Genomic DNA, 13,481 nt, shown 5'->3' with positions numbered 1-13,481 from the left:
CTTCGCATTCAAACAGCCTGGCCCGCAGCACGCCAGGCCGACTCCGACTTCGCACCCGGCCAGTAGGATTCCGGAAAGTCCGCTGGCCACTCGGTCGGACCGGAGGTAGTCATAGCCGGGTAGGAGGCATCGATGAATCAATTCGGAGCTCCGCTGCCACCACCCATGCAGCCCGCGCACCTCCCCGGTCGGCCCCGCGACGACCGCCGCCGCTACTGGTGGCTGCCCGCCACGATCTCCACCTGCCTGTTCGTGGTCATCATGATGGTGTGCTTCGGAGCCATGGTGCTCAGCGCCTTCGCCACCGACTCCTGCAACGGCCCCGACTCCTGCCCCGAGACCTTCCACCACCTCGACGTCGCCGAGGCGCTGGCCGCGATCGCGGTGGTGGCGGCAGTCGGGCAATGGCTACCCGCCTACTGGTCCCCGATGGTCCTGCGCATCATCCTGGCCATCGTCCCGATCATCCTGGGCATCATCGCCGTAGCCCTGTTCCTGAGCACGCCGATCGGCAAGTAATGCCGCAAGTCCGTTGCGCGGCAACGGACTTGCCGACAGCTATCGATATCGGATCTAGTTCCGAACTCACTTCGTCGGCGTAGCCGACGGCGCCGCACTCCCCGAACTCGGCGGCGTAGCGCCCGGCGTCCCATTCCCACGCTCCCGCGCATGAATAATCCGAGTGGCGGCAATGCTCCCGTTGGATTCCTGCCCCTGCACCATGATCTGGTCGCCCACCGCGAACTGCGCCGCAGTCTCACTCTTCGACTTCGACCCGAACTCCGTGGTCGGCGAAATCGTCACCGTCTCGGTACTACCGTCCTGCTTGGTAATCATCCAAGACCCCGACCCCTCAGTGGTGATCTTCCCGCCAACCCCTCTCCCGCCCCCACCGGCCCCCTTATGATCCCCCGGCCCCTGCTCCTGATTGCCCCCGCTCGAATGATCACTCGACGACCCGCAGGCAGCGAGCCCGAGTGTGGCCGTCAGGGCCAGCGTGACGCCGGCGACGGTGCGAAGCAGGAGACCGGGCCGACGCCGTCCGGAAAGAGGTTCGGAACTGTCCGCGGCATGTGTTGAATCTGTCATGGCCGCAACGCTATTTTCGCCAGCTGTGAGGTCCCTAGGCGTCGGCTGGTGAGTCACTCCGTGCTTGATGTGACTCCCCGGTCTGTTGCCGCTATTTCGGGGTCACCCAGGTGGTGATGTCGGCGTGGACGACCTCGAGGCCGGACTTGTCGTAGATCGAGACCGGGACGATCAGGTTCTGGCCTTCGGTGATGGTGGTGAAGTCGGGGACTTCGGGGAGTTTGGCGAGGGCTCGGAGGCTGGAGTTGGCCTTGGCCAGGTATTGGACGTTCATGGCCTTGGGGATCCAGCGGTGGGTATCCGGGACGGTGGCTTCGGAGAGCATGCCCATCGCTACCTCGGCCAGGTTGCAGGCGGCGATGGCGTGGAAGGTGCCGAGGTGGTTGTGGATGCCGAACCACTTGGGCGCGGTCACCTCGCACAGGCCCGGCTCCAGGCGCACCACGCTCGGCAGCACGGTCCCGAAGTACGGGACCCGGGCCACCATCCCGAGGGAGAACAACGTGTGCCCGATTCGGTTGTCGGGGAGCTTCTTCCACCCGCGGTAAGTAGCGGTTTCTTTACCCATGTCCGCTATCTTACTTGAAAGTAAGTTCTGTGCGGGTGCGGCGGTGCCGAGCCCGACCAGCGGGGGGTGGCACAGTGCGAAACGTGTCCAAGCACGCGAAACGCGGTAGGCAGCCGTGGCGGATCGCCGAGCCGTATCGAACGCGGTTCCGGATGGTCGGCGTGTTCGCACTGATTGCGGTGAGCCTGCTGATTCCCGGGTACTTCGGCAAGGTGGTGGTCTATCTCACCGGCGACCGCGTCGCCGCGCGAGTTCACAACTGCTGGAGCACTTCCTATCGCGGTAATTCCACCTTCTACTGCAACGGCACCTGGCAACTCCGCGACGGCACGCAGGGCTCGGGTCTGTTGCACGGCGTCGCCCAGCGCTATCCGGAGGGCGCGGAGTTGGCCGTCCGTGCGACCTCCGACACGGCGATCACCGACTCCCTCCGGTGGCCGGTGGACTTCGGAATCGGTTGCGCCGCTTTCGCGCTCTTGATGTGGCTCGCCTACCGCTTCGCCCGGCGGATTCGCTCGAGGCGCGCGTCGGCCGAATAGGTCATCGAATCGGTCGGGGGCTGCTCTCGTCGAGCGAGACCGGGTGGTTGGTTGTTAGCTTGTCGGGTCGCGCCGGGGGTGTGACTGGGCGTCGGCCCCACATCTGCCGGCAGTGCTCGAAAACTGGAGTTTCAGAAATCATGCGTATTCGCACCGCGGTGGCCACGGTTGGCATCGCACTCGCGGGGGCCGCGGCCGCCGCAACCATGTCGGCCGGATCGGCCGCCGCTTTCACGCCGTACGTCGATCCGGGCACCGGCATCGTCGTGGCGGTGGACCTCAACCACGATGAAACCGTGGCACTGGCCAACAGCCCGATCCCGGCCATGATCACCCAGATCAACCAGGCGAACAACAGGATCGCGCCCGACCCGTACTTCTCGCAGCTCCCGAAGCTCGATGGGACGGTGTACGCGACCTTGGCCTCGACCGTCGGTGAGGCCGCCGCCACGCCCGGCGGGCGAGTAGGTCTGGCCGTGGTCGATCCGGCCGTCTTCCGCGGCGGCAACTTCCTCTTGGTCGAGGATCTCGGTGGCTGGAAGTACTACCTTCAGGACTTCGACAACCGCTGACCTCCCGAGATGGCCGGTGCGCGAGATCACTTCGCGCACCGGCCATTGTGCTGTTCACGCCCGGCTTGTCCGATCTGCGGCACGTGCTGTGAGCTGGGCCATCGAGTTGCGGCGTAGGGGAGGGGGCGATTTGAACTGCCCCCATGGCTCGAGGCATACTGTTCGGGTTGCCCACTCCGGGTTGCGTCTTTTCCGTTGGATCGGCGCTGGTAGTGGGCGAGCAAGACCCAATTTTGCACCCCGCTGGTTAACGGTGTGGGTGCGTCCGGAACAATGTTCCGAGGCTTACAGGATTTTGGTCCGGGCCGAGGAATGAGCGGCGGAGCGACACGCCCGACCGCGTGGACCGGATGAACCATGACAGATGAACAGCGGCGATGGATCGGGCCCCAGGTGGGCCGGTCGAGTGGTGGCTGATGCGTCTTCGTGTGTTCGGGCAGTGCAAATGAGGGTGGTACGGGAGCGAAAGCCCCTGGGCCACAACGTAAGCGGAGAAAAGGACACTCAGCGTGGCGGGACAGAAGATCCGCATCAGGCTCAAGGCCTACGACCATGAGGCGATCGACGCGTCTGCGCGCAAGATCGTCGAGACGGTGACCCGTACAGGTGCCCGTGTCGTCGGCCCGGTGCCGTTGCCCACCGAGAAGAACATCTACTGCGTCATCCGGTCGCCGCACAAGTACAAGGACTCGCGCGAGCACTTCGAGATGCGTACCCACAAGCGGCTTATCGACATCCTCGACCCGACGCCGAAGACGGTTGATGCCCTGATGCGCATCGACCTGCCGGCCAGCGTCGACGTCAACATTCAGTGACGGGGACTTCGAATATGACTGACAACAAGACTCGTCCGGCCGCGGGCATCCTGGGCACCAAGCTCGGCATGACCCAGGTCTTCGACGAAAAGAACCGCGTCGTTCCCGTGACCGTCGTCAAGGCGGGCCCGAACGTCGTTACCCAGATCCGCACCGTGGAGCGTGACGGCTACGCCGCCATCCAGGTCGCCTACGGGTCGATCGACCCGCGCAAGGTGAACAAGCCGGTCTCCGGCCAGTTCTCCAAGGCCGGTGTCACCCCTCGCCGCCACATCGCCGAGCTGCGCGTCGCCGACGCCGCCGCCTTCGAGGTCGGCCAGGAAATCAACGCGGAGGCCTTCGCCGAGGGCAGCTACGTCGATGTGACCGGCACCTCCAAGGGCAAGGGCTTCGCCGGCACCATGAAGCGTCACGGCTTCAAGGGCCAGGGTGCCTCGCACGGTGCGCAGGCTGTGCACCGTCGTCCGGGTTCCATCGGTGGTTGCTCCACCCCGGGCCGTGTCTTCAAGGGCATGCGCATGTCGGGCCGTATGGGTAACGACCGCGTCACCACGCAGAACCTCACGGTCCACAAGGTGGATGCCGAGAACGGTCTGCTGCTGATCAAGGGTGCGATCCCGGGCCGTCGTGGCCACGTCGTGATCGTCAAGAGTGCAGTGAAGGGTGGTGCCCGGGCATGAGCACCGAGACCAAGACCAACCTGACGCTCACGGTCAAGGCCGCTGGCGGCAAGACCGAGGGCACCGTCGAGCTCCCCGCGGAGATCTTCGACGTGACCGCGAACATCGCGCTGATGCACCAGGTCGTCGTGGCCCAGCAGGCCGCGGCTCGCCAGGGCACGCACGCCACCAAGACCCGCGGCATGGTCCGCGGCGGTGGCAAGAAGCCGTACCGCCAGAAGGGCACCGGCCGTGCGCGCCAGGGTTCGACCCGTGCGCCGCAGTTCGCCGGCGGTGGCACCGTCCACGGCCCGCAGCCGCGTGACTACACCCAGCGTCTGCCCAAGAAGATGAAGGTCGCCGCACTGCGTGGCGCTCTGTCGGACCGGGCTCGTAACGAGCGCATCCACGTCATCACCGAGCTGGTCGCGGGTCAGACCCCGTCGACCAAGTCGGCCAAGTCCTTCCTCGCCGAGATCTCGGAGCGGAAGAACATCCTGGTCGTCGTCGGCCGGGAAGATGTCACCGCGTGGAAGAGCGTGGCGAACCTGCCGGGCGTGCACCCGATCGCCCCGGACCAGCTGAACACCTACGACGTCCTGAAGTCGGACGAGATCGTGTTCTCGGTCGAGGCGCTCAACGCCTTCGTGCACGGCCCCGCCGAAGCTGCACAGGAGGAGAGCAAGTGACCACCATCGCCGACCCCCGCGACATTCTGCTCGCGCCGGTGATCTCCGAGAAGTCCTACGGACTGATCGAGGACGGCACCTACACCTTCCTGGTGCACCCGGATTCGAACAAGACGCAGATCAAGATCGCCGTTGAGAAGGTTTTCGGTGTCAAGGTCACGAGCGTCAACACCGCCAACCGTCAGGGCAAGCGCAAGCGGACCCGCTTCGGTTACGGCAAGCGCAAGGACACCAAGCGCGCGCTCGTGACCATCTCGGCCGACAGCAAGCCCATCGAGATCTTCGGAGGCCCGGTCGCGTAAGCGGCGGGGACTTCAGAAAGGCAGAAGAACTCATGGCAATTCGTAAGTACAAGCCGACTACCCCGGGTCGCCGCGGTGCCTCGGTCTCGGATTTCGCCGAGATCACCCGTTCGACCCCCGAGAAGTCGCTGCTGCGTCCGCTCACCAAGACCGGTGGCCGTAACGCGCAGGGCCGCATCACCACCCGGCACAAGGGTGGCGGCCACAAGCGCGCCTACCGTCTGATCGACTTCCGTCGACTGGACAAGGACGGCGTGCCGGCCAAGGTTGCGCACATCGAGTACGACCCGAACCGCACGGCGAACATCGCGCTGCTGCACTTCGCGGACGGCGAGAAGCGCTACATCATCGCGCCCAAGGGCATTGCCCAGGGCACGAAGATCGAGTCCGGCCCCGGCGCCGACATCAAGCCCGGCAACAACCTGCCGCTGCGCTCGATCCCGACCGGTACCACCATTCACGCGGTGGAGCTGCGTCCGGGTGGCGGCGCCAAGCTGGCTCGCGCCGCGGGCATGAGCATCCAGCTGCTGGGTAAGGAAGGCGCCTACGCCGTCCTGCGTATGCCCTCCGGTGAAATCCGTCGCGTCGATGTGCGCTGCCGCGCCACCATCGGCGAGGTCGGCAACGCCGAGCAGTCGAACATCAACTGGGGCAAGGCCGGCCGTATGCGGTGGAAGGGCGTTCGCCCGACCGTCCGTGGTGTGGTCATGAACCCGGTCGACCACCCGCACGGTGGTGGTGAGGGTAAGACCTCCGGTGGTCGCCACCCGGTCTCCCCGTGGGGCAAGCCGGAGGGCCGCACCCGTAAGCCCAACCGTCCCAGTGACAAGCTCATCGTCCGCCGCCGCGGCAAGAAGCGTTAAGGAGGAGGTTAAAGATGCCACGTAGCCTGAAGAAGGGCCCGTTCGTCGACGGACACCTCCTCAAGAAGGTGGACGTTCAGAACGAGAAGGGCACGAAGCAGGTCATCAAGACCTGGTCGCGTCGTTCCACCATCATTCCCGACTTCATCGGTCACACGTTCTCGGTCCACGATGGCCGCAAGCACGTGCCGGTGTTCGTGTCGGAGAACATGGTTGGACACAAGCTCGGTGAATTCGCGCCGACTCGCACGTTCAAGAGCCACGTCAAGGAAGATCGGAAGAGCAAGCGGCGATGAGCACTGAAACTCAGAACCCGACCGCGCGCGCGACCGCCAAGCACGTCCGCGTGACGCCTATGAAGGCTCGTCGCGTCGTGGACATGGTCCGTGGCCGTCGTGTCGAGGACGCGCTGAACATCCTGAAGTTCGCGCCGCAGGCCGCGAGCGAGCCGGTTGCGAAGGTTGTCGCTTCGGCGGCCGCCAACGCCGAGAACAATCTCGGCCTCAACCCGGCCACCCTGGTGATCTCGACGGCTTTCGTCGACGAGGGCGCCACCATGAAGCGTTTCCAGCCGCGGGCCCAGGGCCGTGCGTTCCGGATCCGCAAGCGCACCAGCCACATCACCATCGAGGTCGAGAGCGTGCCCACCGCCGGCGCTGCCACTCGTAGCCGCCGGAAGGGAGGGGCAAAGTAAATGGGACAGAAAATCAATCCCCATGGCTTCCGCCTCGGTATCACCACCGACTGGAAGTCGCGTTGGTACGCGGACAAGCAGTACGCGGACTACGTGAAGGAAGACGTCGCGATCCGGAAGCTCCTCGCCACGGGCATGGAGCGGGCCGGCATCTCGAAGGTCGAGATCGAGCGCACTCGTGATCGCGTCCGGGTGGATATCCACACCGCGCGTCCGGGCATCGTGATCGGCCGTCGTGGCGCCGAGGCCGACCGCATTCGCGCCGAGCTGGAGAAGCTCACCAAGAAGCAGGTTCAGCTGAACATCCTCGAGGTCAAGAACCCCGAGTCGGATGCGCAGCTGGTTGCTCAGGGTGTTGCCGAGCAGCTGTCGAACCGTGTGGCGTTCCGTCGTGCGATGCGTAAGGCCATTCAGTCGGCCATGCGTTCGCCGAACGTCAAGGGCATCCGTGTGCAGTGCTCCGGCCGTCTCGGCGGCGCGGAAATGTCGCGCTCGGAGTTCTACCGTGAGGGTCGCGTGCCGCTGCACACGCTGCGCGCCGACATCGACTACGGCCTGTACGAGGCGAAGACCACCTTCGGCCGCATCGGCGTGAAGGTCTGGATCTACAAGGGCGACATCGTCGGCGGCAAGCGCGAGGTCACCGCTGTGGCCCCGTCCGGCCGTGGCGACCGTGATCGTGACGATCGCCCGCGTCGCGAGCGTCCGAGCCGTCCCCGTCGCAGCGGTGCCCAGGGCACCACCGCGACCAGCACCGAGGCCGGGCGTGCCGCGACTGCAGTCGCGGAGGCTCCGGTAGAGAACCAGGAGGGCTGACCTATGTTGATGCCCCGCAAGGTCAAGCACCGTAAGCAGCACCACCCCGGCCGCTCCGGCATGGCGAAGGGCGGCACCGCGGTGACGTTCGGTGAGTACGGCATCCAGGCTCTCGAGCCTGCGTACGTCACCAACCGTCAGATCGAGTCGGCTCGTATCGCGATGACCCGCCACATCAAGCGTGGCGGCAAGGTCTGGATCAACATCTACCCGGACCGTCCGATCACCAAGAAGCCTGCCGAAACCCGCATGGGTTCCGGTAAGGGTTCGCCCGAGTGGTGGATCGCGAACGTCAAGCCCGGCCGGGTCATGTTCGAGATCTCGTACCCGACCGAGGAGATCGCTCGTGAGGCCCTGCGCCGCGCGATGCACAAGCTCCCGATGAAGTGCCGGATCGTGACCCGAGAGGAGCAGTTCTGATGGCTACCGCTAACCCGGCCGCAGAGCTCCGCGAGCTCGACAACGAGGCGCTCGTCGCCAAGCTGCGCGAATCCAAGGAAGAGCTGTTCAACCTGCGCTTCCAGATGGCGACCGGTCAGATGACCAACAACCGTCGCCTGCGTGTGGTCCGCCACGAGATCGCACGCATCTACACGGTCATGCGTGAGCGCGAGCTCGGCCTGGCCTCCGGTCCTGAAGGCAAGGGAGACGCCGCATGAGCGACGTAAAGGGCCCGGCCAAGACGCCGGCCAAGCAGGAGGAGCGTGGCTCGCGCAAGGTGCGCATCGGCTACGTCGTCTCCGACAAGATGACCAAGACCATCGTGGTCGAGCTGGAAGATCGCGTGAAGCACAAGCTTTACGGCAAGATCATCCGCACCACCTCGAAGGTGAAGGCCCACGACGAGAACGAGATCGCCGGCGTCGGCGACCGCGTGCAGCTGATGGAGACCCGTCCGCTGTCCGCCACCAAGCGGTGGCGTCTGGTCGAGGTCCTGGAGAAGGCCAAGTAAGCCTGCTCTGACTTGATCAAGTCATAGAACATCGGCCCGCTTCCCAATAGGGAAGCGGGCCGAAGTCTTTGGGGGGTATGGGTATCCGCTTGCCGTCAGGGAAGCGGGCCAGTGTGTTGGGCGGGGAGGGGCTGCTTCCTTCGGAAGCGGCGGCTTTCGTTTTCGGGGGTGTGGGGGCTTGACCCCCACGGTCCTCCTATCGGGGGTGCGGGGGCTTGCCCCCGCGTATCTTCCGGGGGTTCGGGGGCGGAGCCCCTGAGAGCTCGAGAGGGTCGATACCTCACTCGGGGTGAGTGTGACCAAACTGAAACGCGATATGGCCAAAGGGAATTGGCGTGTCGCGCCTGCGGGCGCTAATTTGGTCTTCGCTATGAGGGATGTTGCGATGACTTCGGGTGCTTGGCGGACGAACGACCACGAGGCGGTGACCTTCCGCGACGCTTCGGTCGCGTGGGCACTGGCCGCTCATGAAGTGCTGGCCGAAACCGCCACCGGCTACGGGCATTTCGTCACCGTCAATGAACTCGCCGAGCAGATCCAGGAGATGTCCGGCATCCGGACCGACGCTCCCACCCGCACCTGGATGGACGCCATCCTGCGCAAGGTGGCGCGGCGCAGTCACAATGCCGGCGAGCCGCCGCTGACCGCGCTCTGCGTCAAGCAGAACCACAAGGTCACCGAAAGCTACAAGTACGTCCTGGAATTGGCGCATCTGCCGATTCCGGCGGACCTCGAGGTGCATGCCGCCTACGCCCGCTGGCAGTGCTACGCCGCCTACGGCGCGGAGATCCCTTCGGACGGCGGCATCCCGCCCCTGATCCCGCGCAACGGTGGTGCGCCCCGCCGGGTCACGCCGGCCGGTCCGGTGGCCGCCGCGAAGCCGGATCCGGAGGCCCGCAAGGCCACCTGCGCCTCCTGCTTCACCGAACTCCCCGCGAACGGCGTCTGCTACTACTGCTGACGTTCACGCGTCCTTGTGGCATACGGCTTCGATCATGATCCCGTCGAAGCCGCGGAAGAACGTCGCGTAGTAGGGCGGCGGATACTGCGGGAATTCCCGTGGCGCGTGCAGGATCTCGTCCCCGCGCCCCGCCGCCCACGCGTGCACCCGGTCGACCGCCGCGCGGGTGGGCACCATGAACGCGAGATGTTGCAGCCCCGGCTGCGTCGGTGCGTACTCGCCGGATTCCGCCGGGTAGAAGAACAGGTACGTCCCCATCTTGCGGGCTGCGGGCCAGTAGGCGAACTGCGCATCGTCGGCGAGTAGCGGCGTGTAGTCCAGTAGTGGCATGAGTTCGTCGTAGTACGCGCGCGCCCCGGTGAGGTCGCTGACGTTGATTCCCAGATGTCCCAGCGGCATCCCTCGAACCTAGCCGAGATGTTTGCTGTGAATCTCGTTCCAGCAAACTATCTTTCGGCAAATCTGGCGAACCGGGCGTACCATACCGTTCATTCTTGAGCGCTTGTCCGACCGGGTCTAATGTCGGCTGAGTGTCCGGATTCGGTCACGGCTAATCGAGCGCGATCGGTGAGTTTGCATGCTCGACAATGTTTTGCGGATCGCCATAGTTGGAATGGGGCCGCGAGGTCTTAATGTCTTCGAACGGATTTGCGCCAATGCCAGGCAGCTAGGTTTCTCCGCCGGTGTCGAGTTGGTGGTCATCGACTCGAAACGCCCTGGCACCGGTGCGGTCTGGCGCACCGATCAGTCTCCGCACCTGCTCATGAACACGGTCGCGGAGCAGGTCACCATATTCACCGACGACACCGTCGAGATGGCGGGCCCGGTGGAGCGCGGACCCAGCCTCTATGAATGGTCCAACTTTCTGGCGAAAATAGGCAATTTCGCGGGTCTCCCCGCGCCGGCATTTCACCAGGCATTGCGGATCGCCCCGGAAACGTATCCGCCCCGGGCCTATTACGGCCATTACCTGCGCTGGGCGTACGAGCGCACCCGCGACAGATATGCCGAATGGGTGCGAGTGCGCGAAATAGTGGCAACCGCCCTGGATGTGCGCGACGGCCCCGGCGGATTGCAGGAGTTGGACCTCAGCACCGGCGAACGTCTGCGCGGCCTGCACGCGGTCGTGCTCACCCAGGGCCACCTGGCCGAGGTCGCGCCCGCCGCCTCCGGCTCGCTGGCCGCTGCCGCGGATCGCCTGGGGCTGACCTACTTTCCGCCCGGCAATGCCGCCGACATCGATCCGGACCGCATCCCGGAGCGGGAGCCGGTCATCATCCGCGGCCTGGGTCTCACCTTCTTCGACTACCTGGCCATGCTGACCGCGGGCCGGGGCGGCCGTTTCAAGGAGTCCGACTGCGGTCTGGAGTACATTCCGTCGGGCCGGGAGCCGGAGATCATCGCGGGTTGCCGTCGCGGCGTCCCGCATCATGCGCGCGGCGAGCATCAGAAGGGTGTCGACGGCCGCTACGAGCCGCTGCTGCTGAATGCCGATCGCATCGCCCGGTTGCGGTGGCGGGCGAAGAAGTACGGCGATGTCTCCTTCCGGCGCGATGTCTGGCCGTGTATCGCGCGGGAGGTCGAGTCGGTCTACTACACCCGGCTGATCGCCGATCGGGTGAGCCCGCATCGCCTGGCGTCCTTCCGCGACCGCTATCTGATCGCACCGACCCCGGAGGACGCCGAGGAGCTGTTGAACCGCTTCGGTATTCCGCCGCGGGACCGCTGGGACTGGAATGCTCTGGCCGACCCGACCGGCGGCCGCTGCTTCACCGATCCCGACGATTTCCACACCTGGCTGCTGGCCTATCTCGACGCCGATGTCCACCAGGCCCGCCTGGGCAATGTGCACGGCCCCGTGAAGTCGGCCCTGGATGTGTTGCGCGACCTGCGCAACGAGGTGCGGCTGGTGGTCGATCACGGCGGTATCGCGGGCTCCTCCTACCGTGACGACCTGGATCGCTGGTACACGCCGATGAACGCCTTCCTGTCCATCGGCCCACCCGCGCACCGGATTTCGGAACTGGCGGCATTGATTCGCGCGGGTGTGGTGCGAGTCGCCGGTCCCGGCATGCGGGTCCGGGCGGACAGCAGGCGCGAGTGCTTCGTCGCCGATTCACCCTTGGTGGGTGATTCGGTGCTGACGGCACGTTCCCTCATCGATGCCTGGATGCCCGCACCGGACCTGCATCGCACCGCGGATCCGTTGCTGCGCAATCTGTTGCGGCGCGAGGAGGTGCGCGGTTATGCGATCGGTTCGCCGGATGGCAGCCGCTATCGCACCGGTGGTCTGGCCATCGCGCCGGGTTCGCATCATCCGGTGGATGTGTTCGGCCGGATCCATCAGCGCCGCTACGTGTTCGGGGTCCCGACCGAGGCGGTGCGTTGGGTGACGGCGGCGGGTCCGCGTCCCGGCGTCAACTCGGTGACCCTGGCCGACGGTGACGCCATCGCCCGGGAGCTTCTCACCGCTCACCGCTATGAGGGGCCCGCACCCAAACATATTGGTGTGCAGCGTCATTCCGAACTCCTGGACGAGTGTGAAAGGCACGATATGGCGGTCGAGTGCGGTCTGCTGGCCCCGGTCGGGGTGGGTACGCCGGTGGAGTCCCTGCTGGGTGACGACGCCTGGATCGAGGCCATGGTCGAGGCGGAGCAGGCGCTGGTGCGCGCGCAGACCACGTTGGGTATGGTGCCCGATTCGGTGGCCGGTCATCTGGCGATCGCGGTGCGCGAGCACGAGTTCGACGCGCGCGAGATCGCGCAGGCGTCGCGGGGCGCCGCCAATCCGGTGGTGACCTTCGTGGAGCGCCTGCACGACGCGGTCGCGGAGGTGGATCCGGTGAGCGCGAACTACGTTCACTACGGTTCCACCAGCCAGGACATTCTCGATACCGCGACCATGGTGATCGCCTCCCGGGTGCTGGGTGTGGTGATCGCCGACCTGGACACCATCGTGGCTGCGCTGGCCGAGCTGGCGCGGCGGCACCGCAGTACGCCGATCGCGGGTCGCACGCTTGCCATGCACGCGGTCCCGACCACATTCGGCGCGCGGGTCGCGGTGTGGATCCAGGGCCTGCTGGACGCGCGGGAGCGACTGACCCGGGTGCGGGAGACGCTGCCGGTCCAATTGGGTGGTGCGGCAGGCACGCTGGCCTCCTACATCGAGTGTGCCCGCTGTGCCGATTCGGAGCTGTCGCGCGCGCCCGCCGGGGAGATCGTGGAGCGCTTGACCGTCGAGTTCGCCGCCGAGCTCGGGCTCGCGGTGCGTGCGACGCCGTGGCATACGGTGCGCACCCCGATCGCGGATCTGGCGTCGGCGCTGGCATTGACCTCCGGCACGCTGGGCAAGCTGGCGGTGGATGTCATCTCGCAGTCCCGCACCGAGACCGCCGAGTTGTTCGAGCCGGCCGCGGTCGGTCGCGGCGAGTCCTCCGCTATGCCGCAGAAGCGGAATCCGGTGTTGAGCACCATGATTCGCGCGGCGGCCCTGCAGGTGCCGGCGCTGGCCTCGACGCTGTTCGGCGCGTTGCTGGCCGAGGACGAACGCCCGGCCGGGGCGTGGCATGCGGAGTGGCAGCCGTTGCGGGACTGTCTGCTGCTGGTCGGGGGTGCCGCGCATACGGCGGTGGAGCTGGCGTCGGGTCTGATGGCCGATGCCGATCGGATGACCGAGAATCTCTCGCTCACGGAGGGGCAGATCGTCTCCGAGCGGCTCTCGATCCGCCTGGCTCCGTTGCTGGGTAAGCCGATCGCGAAGAAGGCGTTGCAGTCGGCCGCCTACGAGGCGCAGTCGTCCACCCGCGCGCTGGCCGATGTGCTGTCCGAATCCCCGGATATCGCACTGCATCTCAGCAAGCCGGAGCTCGCCGAGCTGTTGCGTCCGGAGAACTATCTGGGTGCCGCACCGGATCTGGTGGATCGGGTGTTGCGTCAGCTGGCCGATTGATCCCGACTGCTTG

The 13,481-nt window shown here is 66.0% G+C and carries 19 protein-coding genes; 16 read left to right on the top strand and 3 right to left on the bottom strand.

Features of this window, described 5'->3' with window-relative positions:
• Positions 1-132 precede the first annotated feature (132 nt).
• Complete coding sequence (locus tag ACFXHA_RS07425) at positions 133-519, top strand: hypothetical protein (RefSeq protein WP_379354006.1); 387 nt, start codon at positions 133-135, stop codon at positions 517-519.
• A 66-nt stretch (positions 520-585) separates the two neighbouring features.
• Here the strand turns inward: ACFXHA_RS07425 and ACFXHA_RS07420 are convergent, their stop codons facing one another.
• Both ACFXHA_RS07420 and ACFXHA_RS07415 read right to left on the bottom strand, forming a co-directional pair.
• Positions 586-1,089, bottom strand: a complete 504-nt coding sequence (locus ACFXHA_RS07420; RefSeq protein ID WP_379354004.1) for a DUF5666 domain-containing protein — start codon at positions 1,087-1,089, stop codon at positions 586-588.
• Positions 1,090-1,180: 91 nt separating this feature from the next.
• Positions 1,181-1,657, bottom strand: a complete 477-nt coding sequence (locus ACFXHA_RS07415; protein WP_379354002.1) for a hotdog fold domain-containing protein — start codon at positions 1,655-1,657, stop codon at positions 1,181-1,183.
• Between the two features lie 83 nt (positions 1,658-1,740).
• On the opposite strand from ACFXHA_RS07415, the gene ACFXHA_RS07410 reads away from it, so the two are divergent.
• The 14 genes from ACFXHA_RS07410 to ACFXHA_RS07345 all read left to right on the top strand — a co-directional run bounded on the left by ACFXHA_RS07410 (position 1,741) and on the right by ACFXHA_RS07345 (position 9,519).
• Positions 1,741-2,196, top strand: a complete 456-nt coding sequence (locus ACFXHA_RS07410) for a hypothetical protein (protein ID WP_379354000.1) — start codon at positions 1,741-1,743, stop codon at positions 2,194-2,196.
• A 140-nt stretch (positions 2,197-2,336) separates the two neighbouring features.
• Positions 2,337-2,768: a hypothetical protein gene (locus ACFXHA_RS07405; protein ID WP_379353998.1), complete on the top strand. Its 432-nt coding sequence runs from the start codon at positions 2,337-2,339 to the stop codon at positions 2,766-2,768.
• Between the two features lie 509 nt (positions 2,769-3,277).
• On the top strand, positions 3,278-3,583 hold the full coding sequence (rpsJ, locus tag ACFXHA_RS07400; protein ID WP_040804197.1) for a 30S ribosomal protein S10: 306 nt from the start codon (positions 3,278-3,280) through the stop codon (positions 3,581-3,583).
• 14 nt (positions 3,584-3,597) lie between these two features.
• Positions 3,598-4,263 carry a 50S ribosomal protein L3 gene (rplC, locus tag ACFXHA_RS07395; RefSeq protein WP_379353996.1) on the top strand — a complete coding sequence of 222 codons (666 nt, stop codon included), beginning with the start codon at positions 3,598-3,600 and terminating at the stop codon, positions 4,261-4,263.
• Entirely contained in the window at positions 4,260-4,931 is a 672-nt protein-coding gene (rplD, locus tag ACFXHA_RS07390; RefSeq protein ID WP_379353994.1) for a 50S ribosomal protein L4, read from the top strand. Before rplC ends, rplD begins: the two co-directional genes overlap by 4 nt.
• The gene (rplW, locus tag ACFXHA_RS07385; RefSeq protein WP_033091018.1) at positions 4,928-5,233 is read left to right on the top strand and encodes a 50S ribosomal protein L23; all 306 of its coding nucleotides are present in this window, start codon (positions 4,928-4,930) and stop codon (positions 5,231-5,233) included. The genes rplD and rplW overlap by 4 nt, the downstream gene beginning before the upstream one ends.
• 32 nt (positions 5,234-5,265) lie before the next feature.
• Positions 5,266-6,096 carry a 50S ribosomal protein L2 gene (rplB, locus tag ACFXHA_RS07380; RefSeq protein WP_379353992.1) on the top strand — a complete coding sequence of 277 codons (831 nt, stop codon included), beginning with the start codon at positions 5,266-5,268 and terminating at the stop codon, positions 6,094-6,096.
• 14 nt (positions 6,097-6,110) lie between these two features.
• Positions 6,111-6,392 (top strand): 30S ribosomal protein S19, encoded by a 282-nt coding sequence (gene rpsS, locus ACFXHA_RS07375; protein WP_040804204.1) that lies wholly within the window; start codon positions 6,111-6,113, stop codon positions 6,390-6,392.
• Positions 6,389-6,790, top strand: a complete 402-nt coding sequence (gene rplV, locus ACFXHA_RS07370) for a 50S ribosomal protein L22 (protein WP_379353990.1) — start codon at positions 6,389-6,391, stop codon at positions 6,788-6,790. The genes rpsS and rplV overlap by 4 nt, the downstream gene beginning before the upstream one ends.
• A complete protein-coding gene (rpsC, locus tag ACFXHA_RS07365; protein WP_379353988.1) occupies positions 6,791-7,606 on the top strand; it encodes a 30S ribosomal protein S3 in 816 nt (271 codons plus the stop codon).
• Between the two features lie 3 nt (positions 7,607-7,609).
• On the top strand, positions 7,610-8,026 hold the full coding sequence (rplP, locus tag ACFXHA_RS07360) for a 50S ribosomal protein L16 (protein ID WP_379353986.1): 417 nt from the start codon (positions 7,610-7,612) through the stop codon (positions 8,024-8,026).
• Positions 8,026-8,265: a 50S ribosomal protein L29 gene (gene rpmC, locus ACFXHA_RS07355; protein WP_157388623.1), complete on the top strand. Its 240-nt coding sequence runs from the start codon at positions 8,026-8,028 to the stop codon at positions 8,263-8,265. Before rplP ends, rpmC begins: the two co-directional genes overlap by 1 nt.
• Positions 8,262-8,558, top strand: a complete 297-nt coding sequence (gene rpsQ / locus ACFXHA_RS07350; protein ID WP_033091024.1) for a 30S ribosomal protein S17 — start codon at positions 8,262-8,264, stop codon at positions 8,556-8,558. Before rpmC ends, rpsQ begins: the two co-directional genes overlap by 4 nt.
• A 385-nt stretch (positions 8,559-8,943) precedes the next feature.
• Positions 8,944-9,519: a hypothetical protein gene (locus ACFXHA_RS07345; protein ID WP_379353984.1), complete on the top strand. Its 576-nt coding sequence runs from the start codon at positions 8,944-8,946 to the stop codon at positions 9,517-9,519.
• A 3-nt stretch (positions 9,520-9,522) separates the two neighbouring features.
• On the opposite strand, the gene ACFXHA_RS07340 is transcribed toward ACFXHA_RS07345, so the two are convergent.
• Positions 9,523-9,918, bottom strand: a complete 396-nt coding sequence (locus ACFXHA_RS07340; protein ID WP_379353982.1) for a VOC family protein — start codon at positions 9,916-9,918, stop codon at positions 9,523-9,525.
• Between the two features lie 178 nt (positions 9,919-10,096).
• On the opposite strand from ACFXHA_RS07340, the gene ACFXHA_RS07335 reads away from it, so the two are divergent.
• On the top strand, positions 10,097-13,468 hold the full coding sequence (locus ACFXHA_RS07335; protein ID WP_379353980.1) for an FAD/NAD(P)-binding protein: 3,372 nt from the start codon (positions 10,097-10,099) through the stop codon (positions 13,466-13,468).
• Positions 13,469-13,481 lie beyond the last annotated feature (13 nt).

Source organism: Nocardia sp. NPDC059240 (assembly GCF_042753865.1).
GTDB lineage: Bacteria > Actinomycetota > Actinomycetes > Mycobacteriales > Mycobacteriaceae > Nocardia.
This window is presented reverse-complemented; position numbering and strand designations above follow the sequence as displayed.

Bases quoted from the DNA above. Each gene is read 5' to 3' on its own strand.
- ACFXHA_RS07425 (WP_379354006.1), top strand. From the start codon at position 133: ATGAATCAATTCGGAGCTCCGCTGCCACCACCCATGCAGCCCGCGCAC.
- ACFXHA_RS07420 (WP_379354004.1), bottom strand. From the start codon at position 1,089: ATGACAGATTCAACACATGCCGCGGACAGTTCCGAACCTCTTTCCGGA.
- ACFXHA_RS07415 (WP_379354002.1), bottom strand. From the start codon at position 1,657: ATGGGTAAAGAAACCGCTACTTACCGCGGGTGGAAGAAGCTCCCCGAC.
- ACFXHA_RS07405 (WP_379353998.1), top strand. From the start codon at position 2,337: ATGCGTATTCGCACCGCGGTGGCCACGGTTGGCATCGCACTCGCGGGG.
- rplC (WP_379353996.1), top strand. From the start codon at position 3,598: ATGACTGACAACAAGACTCGTCCGGCCGCGGGCATCCTGGGCACCAAG.
- rplD (WP_379353994.1), top strand. From the start codon at position 4,260: ATGAGCACCGAGACCAAGACCAACCTGACGCTCACGGTCAAGGCCGCT.
- rplB (WP_379353992.1), top strand. From the start codon at position 5,266: ATGGCAATTCGTAAGTACAAGCCGACTACCCCGGGTCGCCGCGGTGCC.
- rpsS (WP_040804204.1), top strand. From the start codon at position 6,111: ATGCCACGTAGCCTGAAGAAGGGCCCGTTCGTCGACGGACACCTCCTC.
- rplV (WP_379353990.1), top strand. From the start codon at position 6,389: ATGAGCACTGAAACTCAGAACCCGACCGCGCGCGCGACCGCCAAGCAC.
- rpsC (WP_379353988.1), top strand. From the start codon at position 6,791: ATGGGACAGAAAATCAATCCCCATGGCTTCCGCCTCGGTATCACCACC.
- rplP (WP_379353986.1), top strand. From the start codon at position 7,610: ATGTTGATGCCCCGCAAGGTCAAGCACCGTAAGCAGCACCACCCCGGC.
- rpmC (WP_157388623.1), top strand. From the start codon at position 8,026: ATGGCTACCGCTAACCCGGCCGCAGAGCTCCGCGAGCTCGACAACGAG.
- rpsQ (WP_033091024.1), top strand. From the start codon at position 8,262: ATGAGCGACGTAAAGGGCCCGGCCAAGACGCCGGCCAAGCAGGAGGAG.
- ACFXHA_RS07345 (WP_379353984.1), top strand. From the start codon at position 8,944: ATGACTTCGGGTGCTTGGCGGACGAACGACCACGAGGCGGTGACCTTC.
- ACFXHA_RS07340 (WP_379353982.1), bottom strand. From the start codon at position 9,918: ATGCCGCTGGGACATCTGGGAATCAACGTCAGCGACCTCACCGGGGCG.
- ACFXHA_RS07335 (WP_379353980.1), top strand. From the start codon at position 10,097: ATGCTCGACAATGTTTTGCGGATCGCCATAGTTGGAATGGGGCCGCGA.